Source organism: Pseudomonas prosekii (genome assembly GCF_900105155.1).
GTDB lineage: Bacteria > Pseudomonadota > Gammaproteobacteria > Pseudomonadales > Pseudomonadaceae > Aquipseudomonas > Aquipseudomonas prosekii.
In genome coordinates this window covers 827,694-850,871 of the sequence record NZ_LT629762.1, presented here as the reverse complement: position 1 = coordinate 850,871, position 23,178 = coordinate 827,694, and the positions used below count along the sequence as shown (strand labels likewise).

Annotated in this window: 25 protein-coding genes and 1 tRNA gene; 20 read left to right on the top strand and 6 right to left on the bottom strand. The window is 59.1% G+C overall.

Annotation, left to right across the window (positions count from 1 at the left end):
* Nucleotides 1-23: 23 nt before the first annotated feature.
* Nucleotides 24-977 (bottom strand): alpha/beta hydrolase, encoded by a 954-nt coding sequence (locus BLU01_RS03860; protein WP_092271090.1) that lies wholly within the window; start codon nt 975-977, stop codon nt 24-26.
* A gap of 194 nt (nt 978-1,171) precedes the next feature.
* Between BLU01_RS03860 and aroC the strand changes: the two genes are divergently transcribed.
* The 5 genes from aroC to mtnC all read left to right on the top strand — a co-directional run bounded on the left by aroC (nt 1,172) and on the right by mtnC (nt 5,393).
* Nucleotides 1,172-2,263, top strand: a complete 1,092-nt coding sequence (gene aroC / locus BLU01_RS03855) for a chorismate synthase (RefSeq protein ID WP_092271087.1) — start codon at nt 1,172-1,174, stop codon at nt 2,261-2,263.
* A 34-nt stretch (nt 2,264-2,297) separates the two neighbouring features.
* Nucleotides 2,298-3,443 carry an MFS transporter gene (locus BLU01_RS03850; RefSeq protein WP_092271084.1) on the top strand — a complete coding sequence of 382 codons (1,146 nt, stop codon included), beginning with the start codon at nt 2,298-2,300 and terminating at the stop codon, nt 3,441-3,443.
* The gene (locus BLU01_RS03845; protein ID WP_092271081.1) at nt 3,440-4,066 is read left to right on the top strand and encodes a methylthioribulose 1-phosphate dehydratase; all 627 of its coding nucleotides are present in this window, start codon (nt 3,440-3,442) and stop codon (nt 4,064-4,066) included. The genes BLU01_RS03850 and BLU01_RS03845 overlap by 4 nt, the downstream gene beginning before the upstream one ends.
* Nucleotides 4,067-4,159: 93 nt before the next feature.
* Complete coding sequence (locus tag BLU01_RS03840) at nt 4,160-4,705, top strand: 1,2-dihydroxy-3-keto-5-methylthiopentene dioxygenase (RefSeq protein ID WP_092271078.1); 546 nt, start codon at nt 4,160-4,162, stop codon at nt 4,703-4,705.
* 4 nt (nt 4,706-4,709) lie between these two features.
* Nucleotides 4,710-5,393, top strand: a complete 684-nt coding sequence (mtnC, locus tag BLU01_RS03835) for an acireductone synthase (protein WP_092271075.1) — start codon at nt 4,710-4,712, stop codon at nt 5,391-5,393.
* A gap of 217 nt (nt 5,394-5,610) precedes the next feature.
* Here the strand turns inward: mtnC and BLU01_RS03830 are convergent, their stop codons facing one another.
* The gene (locus tag BLU01_RS03830) at nt 5,611-5,889 is read right to left on the bottom strand and encodes a DUF3509 domain-containing protein (protein WP_092271072.1); all 279 of its coding nucleotides are present in this window, start codon (nt 5,887-5,889) and stop codon (nt 5,611-5,613) included.
* A 343-nt stretch (nt 5,890-6,232) separates the two neighbouring features.
* Here BLU01_RS03830 and BLU01_RS03825 point away from each other — a divergent pair, with 343 nt between their 5' ends.
* The 7 genes from BLU01_RS03825 to BLU01_RS03795 all read left to right on the top strand — a co-directional run bounded on the left by BLU01_RS03825 (nt 6,233) and on the right by BLU01_RS03795 (nt 11,794).
* On the top strand, nt 6,233-8,071 hold the full coding sequence (locus BLU01_RS03825) for a long-chain-acyl-CoA synthetase (RefSeq protein ID WP_092271069.1): 1,839 nt from the start codon (nt 6,233-6,235) through the stop codon (nt 8,069-8,071).
* Between the two features lie 96 nt (nt 8,072-8,167).
* The gene (locus BLU01_RS03820) at nt 8,168-8,686 is read left to right on the top strand and encodes an ankyrin repeat domain-containing protein (protein ID WP_092271066.1); all 519 of its coding nucleotides are present in this window, start codon (nt 8,168-8,170) and stop codon (nt 8,684-8,686) included.
* Nucleotides 8,687-8,845: 159 nt separating this feature from the next.
* Nucleotides 8,846-9,376, top strand: a complete 531-nt coding sequence (locus BLU01_RS03815; protein WP_092271063.1) for a hypothetical protein — start codon at nt 8,846-8,848, stop codon at nt 9,374-9,376.
* Between the two features lie 71 nt (nt 9,377-9,447).
* The gene (locus BLU01_RS03810; RefSeq protein ID WP_092271060.1) at nt 9,448-9,639 is read left to right on the top strand and encodes a PLDc N-terminal domain-containing protein; all 192 of its coding nucleotides are present in this window, start codon (nt 9,448-9,450) and stop codon (nt 9,637-9,639) included.
* Between the two features lie 255 nt (nt 9,640-9,894).
* Complete coding sequence (speE, locus tag BLU01_RS03805; protein ID WP_092271057.1) at nt 9,895-10,770, top strand: polyamine aminopropyltransferase; 876 nt, start codon at nt 9,895-9,897, stop codon at nt 10,768-10,770.
* 228 nt (nt 10,771-10,998) lie between these two features.
* Nucleotides 10,999-11,232 (top strand): hypothetical protein, encoded by a 234-nt coding sequence (locus BLU01_RS03800; RefSeq protein WP_092271054.1) that lies wholly within the window; start codon nt 10,999-11,001, stop codon nt 11,230-11,232.
* Nucleotides 11,233-11,452: 220 nt separating this feature from the next.
* Nucleotides 11,453-11,794 (top strand): ribonuclease E inhibitor RraB, encoded by a 342-nt coding sequence (locus BLU01_RS03795; RefSeq protein ID WP_092271051.1) that lies wholly within the window; start codon nt 11,453-11,455, stop codon nt 11,792-11,794.
* 311 nt (nt 11,795-12,105) lie between these two features.
* On the opposite strand, the gene BLU01_RS03790 is transcribed toward BLU01_RS03795, so the two are convergent.
* Complete coding sequence (locus BLU01_RS03790) at nt 12,106-12,927, bottom strand: c-type cytochrome (protein ID WP_092271048.1); 822 nt, start codon at nt 12,925-12,927, stop codon at nt 12,106-12,108.
* 606 nt (nt 12,928-13,533) lie between these two features.
* Here BLU01_RS03790 and BLU01_RS03785 point away from each other — a divergent pair.
* The 3 genes from BLU01_RS03785 to BLU01_RS03775 all read left to right on the top strand — a co-directional run bounded on the left by BLU01_RS03785 (nt 13,534) and on the right by BLU01_RS03775 (nt 17,727).
* Nucleotides 13,534-14,739, top strand: a complete 1,206-nt coding sequence (locus BLU01_RS03785) for an acetyl-CoA C-acetyltransferase (protein ID WP_092271045.1) — start codon at nt 13,534-13,536, stop codon at nt 14,737-14,739.
* Between the two features lie 25 nt (nt 14,740-14,764).
* Complete coding sequence (locus BLU01_RS03780; RefSeq protein WP_092271041.1) at nt 14,765-16,909, top strand: 3-hydroxyacyl-CoA dehydrogenase NAD-binding domain-containing protein; 2,145 nt, start codon at nt 14,765-14,767, stop codon at nt 16,907-16,909.
* Between the two features lie 95 nt (nt 16,910-17,004).
* Nucleotides 17,005-17,727: an amidotransferase gene (locus BLU01_RS03775; RefSeq protein ID WP_092271038.1), complete on the top strand. Its 723-nt coding sequence runs from the start codon at nt 17,005-17,007 to the stop codon at nt 17,725-17,727.
* A gap of 44 nt (nt 17,728-17,771) precedes the next feature.
* Here the strand turns inward: BLU01_RS03775 and BLU01_RS03770 are convergent, their stop codons facing one another.
* The 3 genes from BLU01_RS03770 to BLU01_RS03760 all read right to left on the bottom strand — a co-directional run bounded on the left by BLU01_RS03770 (nt 17,772) and on the right by BLU01_RS03760 (nt 20,512).
* A complete protein-coding gene (locus BLU01_RS03770; protein ID WP_092271035.1) occupies nt 17,772-18,743 on the bottom strand; it encodes a magnesium and cobalt transport protein CorA in 972 nt (323 codons plus the stop codon).
* A gap of 143 nt (nt 18,744-18,886) precedes the next feature.
* Nucleotides 18,887-19,609 carry a 1-acylglycerol-3-phosphate O-acyltransferase gene (locus tag BLU01_RS03765; protein ID WP_092271032.1) on the bottom strand — a complete coding sequence of 241 codons (723 nt, stop codon included), beginning with the start codon at nt 19,607-19,609 and terminating at the stop codon, nt 18,887-18,889.
* A 213-nt stretch (nt 19,610-19,822) separates the two neighbouring features.
* Entirely contained in the window at nt 19,823-20,512 is a 690-nt protein-coding gene (locus BLU01_RS03760) for a crotonase/enoyl-CoA hydratase family protein (RefSeq protein ID WP_092271029.1), read from the bottom strand.
* Nucleotides 20,513-20,819: 307 nt separating this feature from the next.
* On the opposite strand from BLU01_RS03760, the gene BLU01_RS03755 reads away from it, so the two are divergent.
* The 5 genes from BLU01_RS03755 (at nt 20,820) to BLU01_RS03735 (ending at nt 23,136) form a co-directional block, all read left to right on the top strand.
* Nucleotides 20,820-20,909 (top strand) — tRNA-Ser (locus BLU01_RS03755).
* 182 nt (nt 20,910-21,091) lie between these two features.
* Nucleotides 21,092-21,412 (top strand): YbjQ family protein, encoded by a 321-nt coding sequence (locus BLU01_RS03750; protein ID WP_092271026.1) that lies wholly within the window; start codon nt 21,092-21,094, stop codon nt 21,410-21,412.
* A 241-nt stretch (nt 21,413-21,653) separates the two neighbouring features.
* The gene (locus BLU01_RS03745; RefSeq protein ID WP_092271023.1) at nt 21,654-21,842 is read left to right on the top strand and encodes a hypothetical protein; all 189 of its coding nucleotides are present in this window, start codon (nt 21,654-21,656) and stop codon (nt 21,840-21,842) included.
* Nucleotides 21,843-22,171: 329 nt separating this feature from the next.
* Complete coding sequence (locus tag BLU01_RS03740; protein WP_092271020.1) at nt 22,172-22,543, top strand: YMGG-like glycine zipper-containing protein; 372 nt, start codon at nt 22,172-22,174, stop codon at nt 22,541-22,543.
* A 170-nt stretch (nt 22,544-22,713) separates the two neighbouring features.
* Nucleotides 22,714-23,136: a hypothetical protein gene (locus BLU01_RS03735; RefSeq protein WP_092271018.1), complete on the top strand. Its 423-nt coding sequence runs from the start codon at nt 22,714-22,716 to the stop codon at nt 23,134-23,136.
* The last annotated feature ends 42 nt before the right edge of the window (nt 23,137-23,178 follow it).

The window sequence follows — 23,178 nt, the reverse complement described above, 5'->3', positions numbered from 1 at the left end:
CAAGACTGGAGGGCAATCAGCGCTTAACGGGTGCGAAGTCCGTCAATAAACCCAAGGATGCGCGCACCCAGTTCGGCGGCCAGCGGCAATTGCGGGTCCTTGTACGAGGCCAATTGCCGCTTCACGTCGTTGGGGACGATGCGCATCACGTGGTTCATGCCTTCAATCACCGCCAGTTCGGCGTCCGGTTTGGCTTCCTTGAGCAGCTTGGCGTCACCGACGCCGACCTGGATATCGTTGGTGCCCTGAACGATAAGCGCCGGCATTTTCAGTTTGGCAAACGCGGCGGCCGGGTCCTGACGGAACAATGAAATCAGGTAGGGCTGCACGCTCGGACGGAAAATCACCTGCAATTGTGGCGGGACATTTTCGTCGGTGCGCCCGGCCTTGAGGCTGTCGAGCAATTCATTGCTGCGCAGCATCAGCGGTGGCGGCAGGCGATTGCTCAATTGCTGACGCAACACTTGGTCAACCGGGCGCGCGCTGCCGGACATGGAAATCACCGCCGACGCATCGACACTCGGCGCCGCCAGCGTGGCGATCAATGCGCCTTCGCTGTGGCCCAGCAGAATCAACGGGCCAAAACGCGGATCAGCCTTGAGCTTCTGGCCCCAGGCTTCGGCGTCGGCAACGTAGGCTTCCACCGACAGATTGCGCTCGTCCGGGGTCGCGGCAAGGCTCGCCGCGACGCCGCGCTTGTCGTAGCGCACGCTGGCAATATTGTGTTTGGCCAACACCCACGCCAGCCGTTTGAGGCTGTCGTTGCGTCCGCCATCCGGATTATTGCCGTCGCGATCTGTAGGACCGGAGCCGGAAATGATCAGGACAACGGGCACAGGCGTGTCGGATTTAGGCAACAGCAGGGAGCCGAAAAGCTCCCCGGTGCCGGTGATCAAACTGATTGGCCGCTGTAGGACAGTGGCCTGGGCGAAGCCGGTAAACAGGGTAAGGCTCAAGACTAGAACTCGCAGCATCATCACGCCATCATCAACAAGGTTGCCGGTTGGACTCGCGGGCACCCAATAAGGTTCGCAGGTGGAAAGGTTCAGGGGTGGAAAGGTTCAAGGGTGGAAAGGTTAAGGCTAGAAAGGTTCGAGGATGAACTACTTGGGTAGCCTGCGTATACTGGCGCGCATTACGTATTCAGGTTCGATTTCACGGAGCGTCCCGCATGTCCGGCAATACCTACGGCAAGCTGTTCACGGTCACCACCGCTGGCGAAAGCCATGGTCCGGCGTTGGTCGCCATTGTCGACGGCTGCCCGCCGGGGCTGGAGATTTCCCTGGAGGATCTGCAGCGTGACCTTGATCGGCGCAAGCCCGGCACCAGCCGCCACACCACGCAACGCCAGGAAGCCGACGAAGTCGAAATCCTCAGCGGCGTGTTTGAAGGCCGCACCACCGGTTGCGCGATTGGCCTGTTGATCCGCAACACCGACCAGAAGTCCAAGGACTACTCGGCGATCAAAGACCTGTTCCGCCCGGCGCACGCCGACTACACCTACCACCACAAGTACGGCGAACGCGATTACCGCGGCGGCGGTCGCAGCTCGGCGCGGGAAACCGCGATGCGCGTGGCGGCGGGGGCGATTGCCAAGAAATACCTGGCGAGCCAAGGCATCGTCATTCGCGGTTACATGAGCCAGCTCGGCCCGATCGAAATCCCGTTCAAGACTTGGGATTCGGTAGAAGACAACGCGTTCTTCAGCCCCGACCCGGACAAAGTGCCGGAACTGGAAGCCTATATGGACCAGTTGCGCCGCGACCAGGATTCGGTCGGTGCAAAAATCACCGTGGTTGCCGAAGGCGTGATGCCCGGCCTCGGCGAGCCGATCTTCGATCGCCTCGACGCCGAACTGGCCCACGCGCTGATGAGCATCAACGCGGTCAAAGGCGTGGAAATCGGCGCCGGTTTCGCCAGTGTCGCCCAGCGCGGCACCGAGCACCGCGACGAAATGACCCCGGACGGTTTCCTCAGCAACAATGCCGGCGGCATCCTCGGCGGGATCTCCTCCGGCCAGCCAATCGTCGCGCACCTGGCGTTGAAGCCCACCTCCAGCATTACCACGCCGGGCCGCTCGATTGACGTCAATGGCAACCCGGTCGATGTCATCACCAAGGGCCGTCACGACCCGTGCGTCGGCATCCGCGCCACGCCGATTGCCGAGGCGATGATGGCCATTGTGTTGATGGATCACCTGCTGCGTCATCGTGGGCAAAACGCCGATGTGCGCGTCAACACGCCGGTGTTGGGTCAGCTGTAATGGCTGACCTCAAAGCCGTTTTGGTCTGAGGACCATGGCGGCGCTCCCGTACTGGCGGCTGTCCAGTTTTTACCTGTTCTATTTCGCCTTGCTCGGTTCGACAGCGCCATTTCTGGCGCTGTATTTCGATCACCTCGGATTTTCCAGCGCGCGCATCGGCGAGCTGGTGGCGATTCCGATGTTGATGCGCTGCGTCGCGCCTAACATCTGGGGCTGGCTCGGCGACTACACTGGCCGGCGCCTGGCCATCGTGCGTTTCGGCGCCGTCTGTACGTTGCTCACGTTCTCGCTGATCTTCGTCAGCAAAACCTACGCCTGGCTGGCGATGGTCATGGCGCTGCACGCATTCTTCTGGCACGCGGTGTTGCCGCAATTCGAAGTGATCACGCTCGCACATTTGAACGGTCAGACCTCGCGTTACAGCCAGATTCGCTTGTGGGGCTCGATCGGTTTCATCATCACCGTGGTCGCGCTCGGGCGCGTGTTCGAATGGCTGAGCCTGGACGTCTACCCGATTGCGCTGGTGCTGATCATGGCCGGGATTGTCGTCAGCAGCGTGTGGGTGCCGAACGCGCAACCGCTGCACAGCGAACGCGTGGCGGGGCAGGGTTTTCTCAAGCAATTGCGCAGCCCCGGCGTATTGGCGTTTTATGCCTGCGTGGCGCTGATGCAGATGAGCCACGGCCCGTATTACACCTTTCTGACTTTGCACCTTGAGCGACTCGGTTATAGCCGCGGCGTGATCGGCATGCTCTGGGCGGTCGGCGTGGTCGCTGAAGTGCTGATGTTCCTGGCCATGAGCAAAATCCTCGCGCGCTTCTCGGTGCGCCGGGTGCTGATGGCGAGTTTTCTGCTGGCGGCGCTGCGCTGGTTGCTGCTAGGTTCGTTTGCCGAATTTCTCTGGGTGTTGCTGTTCGCGCAAGTGCTGCACGCGGCAACGTTCGGCAGCTTTCACGCTGCTGCCATCCAGTTCGTGCAACGTAGTTTCGGCGCACGCCAGCAAGGTCAGGGCCAGGCGTTATACGCGGCGTTGGCCGGCACCGGCGGCGCGCTCGGCGCGTTGTATTCCGGTTACAGCTGGAATGCCCTCGGCGCAACATTGACCTTTAGTATTGCCAGCCTCGCAGCCTTCGCCGCTGCCGTTATCATTGCCACACGCATGCAAGAGGACCGGCCATGAGCCTTACCCGTGAACACCTCGCCCTGGAAATCATCGACGCCGGGCGTTTTCTCTATGGACGCGGTTGGTCGCCGGCCACCAGCAGCAATTACTCGACGCGCCTGTCGCCGACCGAAGCGCTGCTGACCGTATCCGGCAAGCACAAAGGCCAGCTCGGCATCGACGATGTGCTGGCCACCGACCTGTCGGGCAATAGCCTGGAGCCGGGCAAAAAACCGTCCGCCGAAACCTTGTTGCACACGCAGCTGTATAGCTGGCGCACGGAGATCGGCGCGGTGTTGCACACGCATTCGGTCAACGCCACGGTGCTGTCGCGCCTGACGCCGGAAGATTTTATCGAGTTCGAAGACTACGAATTGCAGAAAGCCTTCAGCGGTATTTCGACCCACGAATCGTTGGTGCGCGTGCCGATTTTCGACAATGATCAAGACATTGCGCGCCTCGCCGCCAAGGTGCAGCCTTGGCTCGACGCCCATCCCGATTGCGTTGGTTATCTGATCCGTGGCCACGGCCTTTACACCTGGGGCGCGCGCATGAGCGACGCGTTGCGGCAGATCGAAGCTTTTGAATTTTTGTTCGAGTGCGAGTTGAAGACCCGCAGCGTCCTGAACCGCCAAGGCTGACTTCACCAGAAGCAGCGTGTTTGCCTGTTTAAACGCCGCGCCCGACCGGTCTGCAAGAACCGGACGGCGCTGCCGCTACCGAGGAATTGCCCCATGAGCAGCCTGTCCGTTTATCACGTCTCCAGCCCGGAAATACCCAACAAGGTATTGACCCATTTCGAAGACATCGCTTCGACCCTCGCCGAACAAGGCGTGCGTTTCGACCGCTGGCAAGCCGCCGCAAAAATCCAGCCCGGCGCCAGTCAGGAAAAAGTGATCGCTGCGTATCAGGAACAAATCGACAAACTGATGACCGAGCGCGGTTACGTCACTGTCGATGTCATCAGCCTGAACAGCGACCATCCGCAGAAAGCCGAGTTGCGCGCCAAGTTTCTCGATGAGCACCGACATGGCGAAGACGAAGTCAGATTTTTCGTCGCCGGGCGTGGCTTGTTTACCCTGCACATCGACGATTACGTGTACGCCGTGCTCTGCGAAAAAAACGACCTGATTTCGGTGCCGGCCGGCACGCCGCACTGGTTCGACATGGGCGAACATCCGCATTTCGTGGCGATTCGTCTGTTTAACAATGCTGAAGGCTGGGTGGCCAAATTCACCGGCGAAGACATCGCCAGCCGTTTCCCACGCCTGGAGGACTGAGCCGATGCCGATCAAAGCGATTCTCACCGACATCGAAGGCACCACCAGCGCGGTGAGTTTTGTCTTCGACGTGCTGTTCCCGTACGCCGCCAAACACTTGCCGGACTTCGTTCGGCAAAACGCTGGTCGCGCCGATGTCGCCGAGCAACTGGATGCCGTGCGCCGTGACAGCAATGAACCGCAGGCGGATGTCGAGCGAGTCATCGAGATTCTGCTGGGCTGGATCGCCGAAGACCGCAAAGCCACGCCGCTGAAGGCAATCCAGGGCATGGTCTGGGAGCAGGGTTATCAGGCCGGGCAGTTGAAGGGCCACGTTTACCCGGACGCGGTTGACGCGCTGAAGCGCTGGCATCAGGACGGTTTTCAACTGTTTGTGTATTCCTCCGGCTCGATCCAGGCACAGAAGCTGATCTTCGGTTGCTCGGAGGCGGGGGATTTGTCGCCGCTGTTCAGCGGGTATTTCGACACGACCTCCGGGCCGAAACGTGAGGCGCAGTCGTATCAGCGCATTACCCAGGCGATTGGCGTGACAGCGGGGGAGATTCTGTTCCTGTCCGACATCGTCGAAGAACTCGACGCGGCGCGAACTGCGGGCATGGCAACGTGCGGGTTGGCGCGTGAGGGTGGCGAGTTGGCAGGGCACGTGACCGTCGACAGCTTCGGCAAAATCGATCCCTGCGTGTTCTAAACCACCAAACCTGCGCAACACCACAATCCCTGTGGGAGCGAGCTTGCTCGCGATAGCGTCCGATCAGTTAACCAATGGATGACTGCTAGACCGCCATCGCGAGCAAGCTCGCTCCCACAGGGTGTGCGCAGGATTCAATAGGGTTGCAGACCCCACAAACAACTCAGGCCGTGAAGCGATAACGCTCACGGCCTGTCTGTTTGCAGCGTCGAACGATTTACGCCGAGTGGTACGTCGGCAGGGCAAATCGTTGTTGGCTCTGCAGCATCGAAATCTGCGGCAGTTCACTGGCCTGTTCAGCCAGGTCACGGCGGATCGCGCTGATCACCCACGACAACTGATCGCCAGCGTGCAACTGCTGGTAAGAGATCGAGCGTTTGAACACTTTGCCTTCGGCGCTGCGCAATGTCAGCAGGATGCCACCGTCAGGTCGAGCCTGGGTGGTCACGTCGAAGTTGGAGAACAGGGAGTTAAATTTTTCTTGGATCAGGCTCATGTCTATCAGCTCCGTTAGCACTTGATTAGCAAGCATGGAGAGGTAGTTGCAGTGATTGTGCCAGCACGAGGCAATTAAAAAATCGTTATAAATCAACAAGTTATTTATATGTCGAATTTGTGCTTTCGTGCAATCTGCATGAATAGCCATCGTGCATCCTGCATTTTGCGTGGTTTTGCACGATTCAACGGAACCAAAGGCACAAGCAAGGATCGTGTTTTCGCGTGTCCCGGCAGCGGATACAAAACATTGCAAAAACCGCGTGTACAGCGTCGGAACGGCTGACGTATTTTCGGGCTCATTCCATGCCGCCCGATAATAAGAAGACCGACCGGGAGCTACCATGCGCGACACGATCACCTGGGGCATGATGCTCCGCAAATTACCGACGATCGCCAAAGCCATTCCCCGCGTGGTGAAGGGCATGAAAGTCGCCAACGTCAAGGACCCGACCCAACCGTGTGGCCTTGCCTGGACCTTCGAACAGGCGACTTTGCGCAACCCCGACGGCCTCGCGCTGCTGCAAAACGACGTGGCGCTGACCTATGCGCAGGTCAATCAGTGGGCCAATCGCATCGCTCATCATCTGATCAGCCAAGGCATCGGCAAGGGCGACGCGGTGGCGATTTTCATCGAGAACCGCCCGGAACTGCTGGTGAGCATTCTCGCCGTGGCCAAGGTCGGCGCGATCAGCGCGTTGCTCAACACTTCGCAGACTCGTGACGCGCTGGTTCACAGCCTTAACCTCGTGGCGCCGGTCGCGATCATCGTCGGCGAAGAGCTGGTGCCGGCGTATTCCGCAGTCCGCCAGCGCGTAGCGATTGCCGAAACCCGCACCTGGTTTGTCGCCGACCGCGAAACTTATGGCAGTCCGGGCATTTCGCCCGACGGCTTTATCAACTTGATGGAAGTCAGCGCCGACGCTGGCGACGCCAGCCGAAACCACAACCCGCCAAGCAGCCAACAGGTGTTTTGCGATGACACCTGCTTTTACATCTACACCTCCGGCACCACCGGGCTGCCCAAGGCCGGCGTGTTCAAACACGGGCGCTGGATGCGCAGCTCGGCGAGTTTTGGTTTGATCGCGTTGGACATGCGCCCCGAAGACGTCGTCTATTGCCCGTTGCCGCTGTATCACGCCACCGGCCTGTGCGTGTGCTGGGGCTCGGCGATCAGCGGCGCCTCGGCGTTTGCGATTCGCCGCAAATTCAGCGCCAGCCAGTTCTGGAGCGACGTGCGCAAATACCGCGCGACCACCCTCGGTTATGTCGGCGAATTGTGCCGTTACCTGGTCGATCAACCGCCCAGCGCCGATGACAACCAACACGGCGTGACCAAGATGATCGGCAACGGCCTGCGCCCCGGCGCGTGGCAACAATTCAAGACGCGCTTCGGCGTCGGCCACATCTGCGAGCTCTACGCGGCGAGCGACGGCAACATTGGTTTCAGCAACATTCTCAACTTCGACAACACCATCGGTTTCTCATTGATGAACTGGGAGCTGGTGGCGTACGACCACGACAGCGGCGCGCCAATTCGCAACGCCAAGGGTTTGATGAGCAAAGTCGCCAAGGGCGGGCAGGGTTTATTGCTCGCCAGAATCGACGACAAAGCGCCGCTGGACGGCTACACCGATCCGCAGAAAACCGAAAAAGTCGTGCTCCGCGATGTGTTCAGCAAAGGCGACCGCTATTTCAATACCGGCGACTTGTTGCGCAACATCGGTTTTGGCCATGCGCAGTTTGTTGATCGCTTGGGCGACACTTATCGCTGGAAGGGCGAAAACGTCTCGACCACCGAAGTCGAAAACATTCTGCTGCTGCACCCGAACATTTCCGAAGCCGTGGCGTACGGCGTGGAAATCTGCAACACCAATGGCCGCGCCGGCATGGCCGCGATCACGCCGGCCGAGTCGCTGGCGACCCTGGATTTCAGCGAATTGCTGAGTTTTTTGCAGGCACAAATGCCGGCGTACGCAGTGCCGTTGTTTCTGCGGGTGAAGGTCAAAATGGAAACCACCGGGACCTTCAAATATCAGAAAACCCGGCTCAAGGATGAGGGTTTCGATCCGGGCAAAACCGCTGATGATCCGATCTATGCGTGGCTGCCGGGCAGCCAGACTTACGTGCAAGTGACCACGCAGGTACTGGCAGATATTTACGCGGGCAAGTACCGCTATTAAATCTGGCTATGGCAGCGCATGAGAAAAAATGAGTGACAGGCGCGAGGGCGCTCGGGAAACTGTCGGCTTTTGCGAACGACCAATTATGGAGTCCCTATGTCAGACCAAAGCCGCCAGATGACGCCCGAAGAAGCTGCTGAATTTGCCGAACAGGTGTTCAACAAAGCGCGCGAGGGCGATGCCGCGATGATGGCTGCGCTGCTGACCAAAGGCTTGCCGCCGAACCTGCGCAACCACAAGGGCGACACGTTGTTGATGCTCGCTGCGTACCACTGTCACGCCGAGACGGTGAAAGTATTGCTCGAGCACAAGGCCGATCCCGAGATCCGCAACGACAACGGCCAGAGCCCGATTGCCGGCGCCGCGTACAAGGGCGATCTGGCGGTGGTCAAAGCGCTGGTGGAAGGCGGGGCGCAGGTTGACGGCTCGTCGTTCGATGGCCGCACGGCGCTGATGATGGCGGCGATGTTCAACCGCGTGGAAATCGTCGATTACCTGATCAGCAAAGGTGCCGACCCGCGCGCCAAGGACGCCAATGGCGTGACCGCAATCGATGCGGCGAAAACCATGGGCGCGGTGGATACCATGGCGCAACTGGAGAAGCTGCTGGCCTGAACCCGAACCTGCCGCTGATCCCGTAGGAGCCTGGCTTGCCCGCGATGGCGATTTTGCTGATGTCATCGCGGGCAAGCCAGGCTCCTACAGCGTCAATGGGCGGCGTAATGCTGTATCCTTCGCGCCCTCAAAATTCTCCTTCGCTACAGGATCCGCGCCATGAAAACCGCACTCGTCGAACTCATCAGCAAAATCAGCTCCGGGTGCATGGGCGATGACGAAATCCTCAAGATCGCTGACGAAGCGGCGCAGGCCTACGCTGATCCGCAAGCTTTCCTGACAGCCAATCCCGACATCAACTACGACGACACCTTCCCGATGCCATTGGGCGAGTGGGTGGTGGTCGGCAGTCTGCCGGAAACCGTCCTGTTTCAGGCTGACACCTACATGGACTTGTTCGCGCAGATCGTCGCCTCGTTCGGCCCCGGCGTCGACTTCAACGTCAAACCCAAGCAACTGGCCAAGACTGAAGCCCTGACGGCGCTCAACCGCATCCAGGTGCAGATGAGCAGCATGAACAAGGAAAACGGCGGTTACACGCTGATGAACTTCAGCCAGTTGCTCGACGACGAACTGCAAGTGGTGCTGGTTTACGGCAACGACGTGCCGCGTGTTCTGCAGTTGTGCGCCGAAGTCGGCATCGCTGCCGCGCCGTCTCTGGAAGCGCTGAAAGTGGCGATTCACGTTTAATGCAATAAAACGGAACCCTCGTCAGGGCCGGCTATCCTAAGACTGCATGCCACTATCTAGGGAGCAACACCATGGGTTCGACGTTTAACGGTCTGATTGGCCTGATCATTTTCGCCCTCGACATCTGGGCCATCATCAACGTGCTGAAAAGCGGCGCTACCACCGGGATGAAAATCGTCTGGGTGCTGCTGATCCTGTTGCTGCCGGTGCTGGGCCTGATCATCTGGGCCATCGCCGGACCACGAGGCAATGTGCGCATCTGACCTTGTACCCGGCTCCCCTGCAGGGGCGAGGCTTGCCCGCGAAGAGGTCGTGTCATTCGACATTGATATCGACTGACACTACGCCGTCGCGGGCAAGCCTCGCTCCTGCAGGAATTCGGTGCGTGATCATGTGAGGTTCGACCTGTCATGTTCCGCAACGTAGAATGCGCGCCTTTCCCGGGCAATCGAGCCTTTCGATTGGCCATCATGGGCGGGTAACCGTCCGTTGCCGCCGCATTCATCGGAGCACTTCCCATGAGCACCACCAAGACCAGCGAATACCTGGAAACCCTGTACGAAGGCTACGGCCAGCGTTTTCGCATGGAAAAACTGCTGCACGAAGTGCGCACCGAACACCAGCATCTGGTGATCTTCGAAAACCCGCGCATGGGCCGGGTCATGGCGCTGGACGGTGTGATCCAGACCACCGAAGCCGACGAATTCATCTACCACGAAATGCTCACCCACGTGCCGATCCTCGCCCACGGCGCCGCCAAGCGTGTGCTGATCATCGGCGGCGGCGACGGCGGCATGCTGCGCGAAGTAGCGAAACACGGCAGCGTCGAGCACATCACCATGGTCGAGATTGACGGCACCGTGGTCGACATGTGCAAAGAGTTTCTGCCGAACCACTCGAAGGGTGCTTACGACGACCCACGGCTGAACCTGGTCATCGACGACGGCATGCGGTTCGTCGCCACCACCACGGAAAAATTCGACGTGATCATCTCCGACTCCACCGACCCGATCGGGCCGGGCGAAGTGCTGTTCTCGGAGAACTTCTACCAGGCGTGCCACCGCTGCCTGAACGAGGGCGGCATTCTGGTGACGCAAAACGGCACGCCGTTCATGCAACTGGGCGAAGTGCAAACCACCGCCGGACGCCTGCGCAGCCTGTTCCCGGACTGGCATTTCTATCAAGCCGCAGTGCCGACTTACATTGGCGGCGCGATGACGTTTGCCTGGGGCGCGACCAACACCGCTTACCGCAAACTGTCGCGCGAAACCCTGCAACAGCGCTTCGCCGGCAGCGGCATCGTTACCCGTTACTACAACCCGGAAGTGCACATCGGCGCCTTCGCCATGCCGCAGTACGTGTTGAACGCGATCAACAAGCCAAGTAACGACTAACCCGTTCCGAAGCAACGAAATCCCCGTAGGAGCAGAGCTTGCTCGCGAAAGCGGTGTACCCGTCGACAGATGTTTTGACTGATACAGCGTCTTCGCGAGCAAGCTTTGCTTCTACAGGGTTGCGGTAAGTTTTTGCTGACCCAGTGACGCAATCCGTTTGAACGATCACACAGTGCAAAAGTCCAGATAGTTGTAAGCCCATTTGCGGGTTTGATCGAGGAGGCACTGATGTCAAAGTGGAAAATCACTTTCGTAGATGATCACGGTGAAACGGTCGATGAAGTCTTCGAGTGCGAGGAATGCCCGGATAACGAGCACGCCGCCAAACTCATCAAGGCTCGATTCCTGCCGGTGGCTGCCGAGCTGGATCTGAATGATCTGGAAGGCCGGACCACTGATGCCAGCGTCAAAAGTCTGAAAACCCAGAACAGCATAGAAATCCTCGGCATTACGCCTGCCTGAACCTCATCTGTCTCATTCTCAACCAGACCTTGGCAGCAGCTCCGAGATGGGGCTACTCTGCAAGCGAGATCAGCGATTGGATCGCTAAGGTCTGGTCTTGTCAGCTACATGCTTAAACCCCGGCGGCAACCTGATGACGGGTTGGCGTAATGTCCTCGCCAATCGGTCGCGGGCAATGGGAGTACGGAAAGTCTATCCATATTTTTCAGGAGGACGATTCATGAGCACAGCCTATCAAGAAGACATCAGCACCAGCGTGCTGCGCCGCATGAAGGAAGGCGGTTTCGATTTTTCACGGTTCCATCCCATCGAGTTTTACGCAATTTTCCCGGACGAGGAACGGGCCCGCAGAGCAGCAGTGCATTTTTGTGGTGAATCGCTGAACGCGCAGGTCAGCGTGCGTGACGACGGCGCCTGGCATTTGGAATTAAGCAAAGTGATGCACGCCACCTACGACGGTATTGGCGATTTCGAGCAGGATTTCGAGGCGGTGGTCGAGCCTCTGGGCGGAATTATCGAGGGCTGGGGCGTCAAGCAGGAGGTACGAGGGCTACTCGCATAACACTATGAACAGCGACAACATCCACTAACGGCTGACCTTCGGGTTGGCCGTTCTCGTTTTTGCGCAGGCACAAATCCTTGTAGGAGCTGAGCTTGCTCGCGAAGGCGTCCGATCAGACACAACTCTATTGCCTGACCCACCGCTATCGCGAGCAAGCTTGGCTCCCACAGGGGTTGCGTGCGTTTCGCCCTTGTGGGAGCTGAGCTTGCTCGCGAAGGCGTCCTGCCAGAAAGAACTGCATCGGCTGACCCACCGCTATCGCGAGCAAGCTCGGCTCCCACAGGGATTGGGTGTATTGGAGTGAGCGCGTGTCACGGCTGGGTTTTGCGCCCGGCCATGTGTTGCAGATACGCGACCAACTTATCCAGGTCCGCCGCCGGCAATACCTGCTCGGAGAAGCCCGGCATTTTCGCCTGTGGCCAATGGCGCAGGCTTTGCGGGTCGCGGATGTAGCGTTTGAGGAAGTCGACGCCGAAATATTCGGTGGGGTTGTACGGGATATTCAGGTCCGGCCCAAACTGCGCATCGCCCGCGCCATTAAGCCGATGGCACGCCAGGCAATTCTGCTGAAACAGCGCAAATCCCTGATTCACCGGATCGTCCGCCTTCAACGCCGGATCCGGCAACAACGCCGGAAAGCGCTCGGCCACCGGCGCCATGCGCTTGATGCTGGCGACCTGAAACGGCCATTGCTCGGGGCTGATATCGCCGGCCTGCGGATCGGTCCAGACCAGATAAAACGGCCCGGCGCTGGGCTTGCTCGCCGACAGCGCCGGCCACGGTTTGCCCGGATCTTCAATCGCCAGCCAAGCCTGCGCGCCGTGCTTATTGAGCAACGGCGCGGCCGCCAATTCAGCAGCAAAACCATCGAGTGCCACGGCTTGCAGATGATCTTCAGGTTTAACGCCAGTCAACAACGCCGCCAGCGGCACCGCTTGATAGCGCATGTCGCGTTTGTAGGAAACGTCGTTGCTGATATTGATGGTCTGGACTTGAGGATGCTTGAGCAACTCCTCGGTCTGCCAGGTGCGAGTGCTCGCGCCCAGCTGCAGGTTCAGCTGTGCGGCAAACAGGGGCGTGCCGAACAGCATGGCCCCAATCAGTAAAAAAGCTCTCAAATGATCGCCGTCCATGTCGTGGAAGTGCCGGGAAGGTTGGCACACCCACGCTGGCTCGGGTAGCGAGCCAGGCAACTTTTCCAATCAAAGCCGTTCGGGCGATAACAAAACCTGGCGCCGTTTTCGATCAGCCGCCTAACCAATCACCTTGGTCAGGTTGGGCAAAATCAACAACAGCGTGGTGGCGAATAAGATGAGTCCCGCTTGACGTACTTTCGAATGTTTGAACATGGCTGACCGCCTTTTTTGTTATTTGCTGATGCCTGCCTGCATATCTCCATGACGGCAAAGCGCTGCACTTCCTGTAAGACGAGTGCCTCGGCAAAACCCGACGACAACTTCGTACATGTTCACCTTAGAGCCCGCGTCACTCGTGGTTTAGATCCATTTCGTCTGGTGTGCAGGAAAAAAGCTCTTAAAAAGGCATGAGGCCTATCGCCAGCTGCGTGGACGCCCGTTGGCTAGACACCTTGGTCACCTGAAACGGTTAATCCGATAGCTGACTACCGTCCGTCTGAGCGTGAGCGTCAACGTCGATGAGCATTGCGGTCATTGAATCCAACGCCGCTGGGCTTAAGGTGACCACTCAGCATTCACTCCCCGTACAGGTTCGAGGACGTCATGACCCAAGCTTTGATTTTCGACGCGCTACGCACGCCCCGTGGCAAAGGCAAGGCTGATGGCGCGCTGCACAGCGTCAAACCGGTGAACCTGGTGGCCGGGTTGCTGACGGCGTTGCAACAACGCACGTCCCTCGACACCAGCCAGGTCGATGACGTGGTGCTCGGTTGCGTCACGCCGATCGGCGATCAAGGTTCGGACATCGCCAAGACCGCCACGCAAGTTGCCGATTGGGACGTCAGCGTCGCGGGCGTGCAAATCAACCGGTTCTGCGCTTCGGGCCTGGAAGCGGTGAACCTCGGCGCAATGAAAGTTCGTTCCGGTTTCGAGGATCTGGTGGTGGTCGGCGGCGTCGAGTCGATGTCGCGCGTGCCGATGGGCAGCGACGGCGGCGCATGGGCGCTGGACCCGGCAACCAACCTGCACAGCCATTTCACCCCGCAAGGCGTCGGCGCCGACCTGATCGCCACCATCGAAGGTTTCAGCCGTCAGGACGTCGATGCCTACGCGCTGCACTCGCAACAAAAAGCTGCGCGGGCGAGGGCGGATGGGTCGTTCAACAAATCACTGGTGCCGGTACAGGACCAGAACGGCATCATCCTGCTCGATCACGATGAATTCATCCGCGCCGAATCGACGCTGGAAGGCCTCGGCAAGCTCAAGCCGAGTTTCGAGATGATGGGGCAAATGGGTTTCGACGCCACTGCGCTGCGTGTGTACAGCCACATCGAGCGGATCAACCACGTGCACACGCCGGGCAACAGCTCCGGGATCGTCGACGGCGCGGCGCTGATGCTGATCGGTTCCGAAGCCAAGGGCCGCGCGCTGGGTCTGCAACCGCGAGCGCGGATCGTCGCGACGGCGGTCACCAGCACCGACCCGACGATCATGCTCACCGGCCCGGCGCCGGCCACGCGCAAAGCCTTGGCCAAAGCCGGGCTGCGCGTCGAAGACATCGATCTGTTCGAGGTCAACGAGGCCTTCGCCTCGGTGGTGTTGAAGTTCATCAAAGACATGGCGATCGACCCGGACAAGGTCAACGTCAATGGCGGCTCGATTGCCATGGGCCATCCGTTGGGGGCCACTGGTTGCGCGATCCTCGGCACCTTGCTCGATGAACTGGAAACCCGGCGTCTGCGTTATGGCCTCGCGACCCTGTGTGTCGGCGGCGGCATGGGCATTGCCACCATCATCGAACGCCTCTGAGCCCCGACTTCAAGGAAATTCCCTCATGACTGAAGCGATTCGTTACGACAAAGGCCAAGACCAGATCGTGGTCCTGACCATCGACATGCCGGGCCAGAGCGCCAACACCATGAACGCGGTTTACCGCGACGCCATGGCCACCTGCGTCGCCCGGCTGGTGGCGGACAAGGACAACATCGCCGGGGTGATCATCACTTCGGCGAAGAAGACTTTTTTTGCCGGGGGCGACCTCAACGAGCTGATCAAGGTTGGCAAACCCGAAGCCAAAGCGTTCTACGACATGGTGCTGACCCTGAAAGGGCAATTGCGTACCCTGGAAACACTGGGCAAACCGGTGGTCGCCGCAATCAACGGCGCGGCGCTGGGCGGCGGCTGGGAAATCTGCCTGGCCTGCCATCATCGTGTCGCGCTGGACAATCCAGCGGTGCAACTCGGCCTGCCGGAAGTCACGCTCGGCTTGCTGCCGGGCGGCGGCGGGGTGGTGCGCATGGTGCGCATGTTGGGCTTGGAGAAAGCGTTGCCGTACTTGCTCGAAGGCAAAAAGGTCCGCCCGCAACAGGCGTTGCAAGCAGGGTTGATCGATCAATTGGCAGCGGATCAGGATGAATTGCTCGGCAAGGCGCGGGCTTGGATCGTGGCCAATCCGAGCGCCGTGCAGCGCTGGGACGTGAAGGGTTATCAGATCCCGGGCGGCACGCCGTCGAACCCGAAAGTCGCGCAGATGCTGGCCATCGCGCCGTCGATCCTGCGCGCCAAAACCCAGGGCTGCATGCCCGCGCCGGAAAAAATCCTCTGTGCGGCAGTCGAAGGCGCACAGGTCGATTTCGACACTGCGCACTTGATCGAGACGCGTTATTTCACCGAATTGACCACCGGCCAAGTCGCGAAAAACCTCATTGGCACGTTCTGGTTTCAACTGAATGAGATCAATGCCGGCGGTTCGCGGCCGCAGGGTTTTGCGCCTTATGTGACCAAGAAGGTCGGCGTGCTTGGCGCCGGCATGATGGGCGCCGGGATTGCTTTCGTCAGCGCTTCGGCGGGCATCGAGGTGGTGCTCAAGGACATCAACGTTGCGGCGGCGGAGAAGGGTAAAGCGCATTCCGCTTCGTTGCTGGAGAAGAAAGTGGCGCGCGGTCAGTTGAGCGCCGAACAGCGCGACGCGGTGCTGGCGCGGATCAAAACCACCGACAGCGATGCCGACCTGGCCAGTTGCGACCTGATCATTGAAGCGGTGTTTGAAGATCGCGAATTGAAAGCCAAGGTGTCTGCGGCGGCGCAGCAAGTCGTCGGCGCCGACGCGTTGATCGCGTCCAATACCTCGACCTTGCCAATCAGCGGCCTGGCCACTGCGGTGCCGGATCAAAGCAAATTCATTGGCCTGCACTTCTTCAGTCCAGTGGAAAAAATGCCGCTGGTGGAAATCATCAAAGGCAGCCACACCAGTGACGAAAGCCTGGCGCGCGGTTTCGATTTCGTCCTGCAAATCAGGAAAACCCCGATTGTCGTCAACGACAGTCGCGGCTTCTTTACCTCGCGGGTGTTCGGCACGTTCACCAATGAAGGCATCGCCATGCTCGGCGAAGGCGTGAGCGCGCCGATGATCGAGACCGAGGCGCGCAAAGCCGGGATGCCGATCGGGCCGCTGGCGATCTCCGACGAAGTTTCCCTCAGCCTCATGAGCCACATCCGACAACAAACGGCGAAGGATCTGCAAGCAGAAGGGAAGCCGCTGATTGAGCACCCGGCGTTCGCCGTAATTGACTTGCTGCTCAACGAGTACAAGCGTCCGGGCAAAGCCGCTCGCGCGGGTTTTTACGATTACCCGGCCGCCGGGCAGAAACATTTGTGGGCGGAACTGAAGACGCGTTTCGAGAAGGCCGACGGGCAGATTTCGCCGAAGGACGTGCGTGATCGGCTGCTGTTCGTGCAAGCAATCGAAACCGTGCGCTGTGTGGAGGAGGGCGTGCTCACCTCGACGGCGGACGCCAACATTGGCTCGATTTTCGGCATCGGCTTTGCCGCGTGGACCGGCGGCGCGTTGCAGTTCATCAATCAATATGGCCTGAAAGACTTTGTTGCCCGCGCGCAATATTTGGCTGAACAGTACGGCGAACGCTTTGCCCCGCCCGCGTTGCTGCTGGAAAAAGCCGCGAAAGGTGAGGCGTTTTAAGGGATCGATGACGCACGCCGGGGCTTGCCTTGCCACCGTGTTTCGAGGCAGGCTTCGGGGTGTGCATTATTCCCATCACGTGTCAGGTATTTTTTATGTCGTTACGCATCTGCATTCTTGAAACCGACAACCTGCGTCCAGAGCTGGTCGATCAATATCAGGGTTACGGGCAGATGTTCCAGCGTCTGTTTTCGCAGCAACCGATCGAAGCCGAGTTCACCGTTTACAACGTGGTGCAGGGCGAATACCCGAGTGATGAGCTGACGTTCGACGCTTACCTGATCACCGGCAGCAAGGCCGATTCCTTCGGCACCGACCCATGGATCGAAACCCTGCGTACTTACTTGCTGAAGCGCTACGAGCGCGGCGACAAATTGATTGGCGTGTGCTTCGGCCATCAGTTGCTGGCGTTGTTGCTGGGTGGCAAGAGCGAGCGCTCGACCGCAGGCTGGGGCGTTGGCACTCACAACTACAAACTGGCGGCAAAAGCGCCGTGGATGAGCCCGGTTCGCGAAGAGCTGACGCTGCTGATCAGTCACCAGGACCAGGTCACCGCGCTGCCGGAAAACGCCACGGTGATTGCTTCAAGCGATTTCTGCCCGTTTGCCGCGTACCACATCAACGATCAGGTGCTGTGCTTCCAGGGTCACCCGGAATTCATTCACGATTACTCGCGCGCGCTGCTGGATATTCGTCAGGAAGCGTTGGGCGAACAGGTCTATTCGAAAGGCGTGGCCAGCCTTGAAAGTGAACACCACGGCACCACGGTGGCGGAATGGATGATGCGCTTTGTGGCGCACAAGCCAGCAGCTGTCTGAGCCAAATCTGTGGCGAGGGGGCTTGCCCCCTCACCGCAAGATTTCTACAACCAGCCGGACTTTTTGAAACTCGCCCACAAACTTACACATCCCACCGCAATAAACCCCAGCACGCCGAAATAGCCGTAATGCCAGCTCAACTCCGGCATGTTCTGGAAATTCATCCCGTAAATCCCCGCCACCGCTGTCGGGAACGCGAGAATCGCTGCCCACGCCGCAAACTTGCGCTGCACCACGCTTTGGCGTGACGCTTCCAGCAACACCCCGACCTCAATGGTCTGGCTGGCGATATCCGCCAACGTCGTCAGGTCTTCCATTTGCCGCGTGACGTGAATCTGCACATCGCGGAAATACGGGCGCATGTTCTTGTCGATAAACGGGAAGCTGAGCTTTTGCAGTTCCTCGCCAATCTCGACCATCGGCGCCGCGTAACGCCGCAAGCGCAATACGTCGCGCCGCAAGCCGTGAAGTTTCTGGATATCGCGCTCGTTCAGCGCGCTGCACAACACGTTGCGTTCCAGCTCATCAATCTCCGCGTGAATTGCTTCGCCGACCGGCTGATAGTTCTCGATGACAAAATCGAGAATCGCGTAAAGGACAAAATCCTCGCCGTGTTCGAGCAAAATCGGACGCGCTTCGCAGCGTTGTCTGACATACGCGTAGGACGCCGAGTGGCCGTTGCGGGCGGTGATGATGTAGCCGGTGCCGGCAAAGATGTGAGTTTCGATGAACTCCAGTTTGCCGTCATTGCGAATGGGCGAGTAGGTAACGATGAACAGCGCGTCGCCGAAGGTTTCCAGCTTCGGGCGGCTGTGTTTTTCCATGGCGTCTTCGATGGCCAGTTCGTGCAGGTTGAACTGGCTTTGCAGCGCGGTGAGCTCATCGGCGCTCGGCTCTTCGAGGCCGATCCACACAAAGTGGCCGGGCTTGGCGGCCCACGCCGCGCCTTCATCGAGGGTGATATTGGTGATTTTCTTACCGGCGCTGTAAACCGCAGCAGCAACAACTCTACCCATGGTGTTGGTTCACTTCTTGTCAGCAAATGGCAGTGGCAGGCAGTGTGCAGCTTAGCCTTGTGTTGCTTGAGATTCAGTGAAACCTGCAGAGTTCGCCGGCAGAAAAAATCCTCTGTTTTTCAGCAGTGTTTGCGTACGCCAGTTCAGGCGATTTTCAGCTGCTGATCCATCGAGGCGATGCACTCGCGCATCTGCTCGCGGCATTGGGCGATCAGCTGCGGCATGTCATCCATGCTCAAACCGGCTGTAGGAATTGCCGGCAGCGAGCGGATCAGAATTTTCCCACTGCGCCAGCGGTTTAATCGCATGTGTTTGACGTAACTGCTGACACACACCGGGATGATCGGCACGCCGGCGGCGATAGCCATCTGGAACGCGCCTTTTTTGAACGGCAGCAAATCCTCGCCCAGATTGCGCGTGCCTTCCGGGAAGACCCAAATCGATGTGTCTTCGTGTTGCAAGGTGTGCGTGGTAGTCAGCATCGACTGGCGCGCCTTGTGCGCGTTGCCCCGGTCGATCAGCACGTTGCCCGCCAACCAGAACAACTGGCCGAACAGCGGCACCCACTTCAGGCTCTTCTTGCCGATGCACACGGTGCGGCGCGGCACCACGTTGCCGAGGACAAACAGATCATAGTTGGATTGGTGATTGGCGATGATTACGCAGCTTTCAGGTTTGTCCATCATCGGCCCGACGTCAGCCTTGACCCGCAGGCGCAAAATGCACATCGCCGGCCAGGCATACAGCCGCGCGCACAAACGACTGTTGTCCGGATTGAACGGCCGGCACAGCCCAAGCAGCACGCCCAACACGCCAGCGAGAATAAAGTGCAGGCCCATCAATAACATACGAAACACAAACAGCATTTACAGGCCCCACCGGACAAAAGGTGGCGCAGTGTACGGATGTGCACTGTTTTCGGCAATTGCCGCTATAGAGGTAGGAGATAGGCGATGTTTAAGCGCATGTTTCAGAGTTGCATGTCAGACGCAGCCTAGAGCGCTTGCATACTTTTCGACGCGGCACGTAAGAAAAAGCCCGACACGACGGTCGGGCTTTTCGCTGTCACAGCTTTTGGCTCAGCCCAGATGTTCCTGATCCTGGATGATCGCGTTGTCCAGCGTCTCCAGCAGCGCCTTGCGCACTTTCAACTTTGTGGCCTTGTGCGCGTTCATGTTGATCTTCTTCAACTGACGCGCCGCCGCCAGTGCTGCACCTTGCAGTTCTTCGGCCGCGACCACGACATCGAGGAAACCGGCCGCAATCGCGCTCTGCGGGTTGAACATCTCACCATTGATCACCGAGCGATGAAACGCCGCGTTGCTCAGGCGATCGCGAGCCAGTTCGATGCCGGCGTGGTGCATGGTCATGCCGATCTGCACTTCATTCAGGCCAATGCTGAAAGCACCATCAACGCCGATGCGGTAATCGGCGGACAACAACAGGAACGCGCCCTTGGCCACCGCGTGCCCGGTACACGCCACGATCACCGGGAACGGGTGCGCGAGCAAACGGCGAGCCAGCGTCGAACCGGCGGTGACCAGCGCGACGGCTTCTTTAGGCCCGGCGGTCATTACTTTCAGGTCATAACCACCGGACAAAATCCCTGGCGTGCCGGTAATGATCACCACCGCACGATCAGTCACAGCCTGATCCAGCGCAGCGTTGAACGCCGCAATCACGTCCGGCGAAATGGCATTCACCTTGCCGTTGGCCAACGTCAGGGTCGCGATACCGTCTTCGAGGTGGTAGGAAATCAACTCACTCATGACGCTATTCCTTGTATGAAAGTTGAGGCAGACGTTACCCACCGCCGCCGGCCAGGTAAAGCGCCGTGACTGACTCGCCAGTCATGCTTTGCCAGTCGCAGAAGGGTAGCCGACCGCGCCGGCCGTGCATTCTTGTCTATATAGAAGAGAGCGCCGCGCCGGAGATTGGCCGGTTTGCCATAGCCACGAAACTGCCGGAAGCTGTGAATCGCTAAGCGCATGAAAATTCTGAAAAAATATTTGCCATCGGAAAAGCTTTCGACTACATTAGCGCGCCTCGACAGACAGAACATGTTTGCAGAGATACGGTGAAGTGTCCGAGTGGCTTAAGGAGCACGCCTGGAAAGTGTGTATACAAGAAATTGTATCGAGAGTTCGAATCTCTCCTTCACCGCCAAATTCGTTGTAACCAGAACCCCTGATTTCGAAAGAAGTCAGGGGTTTTGTGGTTTCTGGCGTATGGTTTTTCAGATCGAGGAGGGCACGCTAACTTGCATCCTGCGGCCAGCAAATGCGCCAATGAACCGGTAACCTTGCCCGGTTTGCCTCGAAGCGAAAATCCATCCATAAGGAAATCCCATGATCACCACGACTACCCACACCGTCGAAGGTCGGCAGATCACCGCTTACCTGGATATCGTCAGCGCCGAGTCGGTGCAGGGCGTGAACGTGATTCGCGACATGTTCGCCGGGATGCGCGATTTTTTCGGCGGGCGGTCGCAAACGCTGGAACGGGCGTTGATGGAGGCGCGCGTGCAGGCGACGGACGAGATCAAGGAGCGGGCGCGAGCGTTGCAGGCGGATGCGGTGGTCGGCATGGATTTCGAGATCAGCATGCCGGCGGGCAAGGGCGGAATGGTCGTGGTGTTCGTGACCGGGACGGCCGTAAAACTGAGGTGAGGTTTTCGACTGGCCGTACGTTGCGCATACGGGTCGTTGTCGAGAGCTGCCTGAGCCACCTGGGCTCGCTGGAACTCCTGAGAGTGCGGGTCGGATGAGCTTTTTCCATTCGTCGGCGCTTGGCTAATCTGAACCGCAAGTCCAGTAATGACCGGCTAGTCTCAAAAGCCTTGGAGGTCGATATTTTTCAGGCAATCAGGGCTTGCCGGTGTCGACCCCGTTTTGCGAAAGGGGCAGAAAAATGGCTGATCCGTATATCGAAGACGACGGGGCTGAGTTTCCAATCAACAATTGCGTGCAGTGTGGCCAGACGGAGTACGTGGCCAGTTTCGGCGAGGATCAGGTCAAGACCGGCAAGATCAAATCGAAGGCTACGCGAGGTTTGAAGTCGAAGTTCCTGCCGAAAATGGCAGTGTCCTCCAGGAAGTAACCGTTACAAACGCCAACCCCGCCATCGAGCGGGGTTTTTTGTGCGCGGACCGTATCGAGGAAATGCCTTACAGCCACTTGACGTTCTTGCGATTTTTCTTTCACAAAGTTTTCACAAGGACTTACGTAGTCTCAGCTCATCCGTTAGAAAGCAGTACTCCAGCCCGTTCCCCAGCGGGCTTTTTTTTGCCTGTCATAAAACCTTTCCCGTAAACGCTGTCCAACCGTCGCTGATTGCGGCGGTTGCGCGGGATTTGTGTCTGGATGATGGCATCGCTAAGACATTCGATCAGCGACTTCTTGTTTCCCCCATTTTTTGAGGTTTTCGACATGCGTTTAACACTGCCTGCTCTGGTTCTCGGGCTTCTGGTTGCTCAAGGTGCATTGGCTGCGGGCGAAGGCACTGCCGCGCTCGGTGGTGGCCTGGGTGGCGCGCTGGGTAATGTGGTCGGTCAGAAAATGGGCGGCAGCACCGGCGCAGTGATTGGTGCGGGTGTCGCGGGTGCGGCCGGCAGCGCGATTGCCGCGCCGAAACGTAGCCGCACTAAAGCGGCGATCGGCGGTGGCGTCGGCGCGGCTGGCGGCTCGGTCATCGGCAACAGCTTGGGCGGCAAGAACGGCGCAACCATCGGCGCAGGCCTGGGTGGTGCGGCGGGTGGCGCCGTCGGGACCAATTTGTCGAAGGGCCACAAACGCCACTGATTTTTTGCAGGTCGGAGCAAAAGCCCGGTTCGCTACCGGGCTTTTGCGTTTCTGAACGTTTTATTCGAATCCGCCTCCAATCTCTTGCAACACCCTCTTCGTTAGCGAGTACCGTGTGGGCGGGCTGATGCACTTGCGAGCCCTGATGCGGAAAATCTGAGGTTCATATCATGCGTTTGACATTGTCCACGTTGTTTTTAGGTGTGTTGGTCGCTCAGGGCGCCATGGCGGCCGGAGATGGCACTGCAGCGGTCGGCGGCGGTCTCGGCGGGGCGCTGGGTAATGTGGTCGGCCAGCAAATGGGCGGCAGCACCGGCGCGGCAATTGGTGCTGGTGTCGGTGGCGCGGCGGGTGGCGCAGTCGCCGCACCGAAGGGCAGCCGCACTGCAGCGGCACTCGGTGGCGGTGTTGGCGCAGCAGGCGGTTCAGTAGTCGGCCACAGCTTGGGCGGCTCCACTGGTTCGACCATTGGCGCAGGCCTCGGCGGCGCGGCGGGTGGCGCGGTTGGCAACAACTTGGGTACCGACAGCGGCAAATCCCATTCTGGCGGCGGCCATAAGCACAAGAACAAACACAAAAACAAACATCGCTGATTGTTTTTGTGTGACGCGAAAAACCCGGCCTGGCGCCGGGTT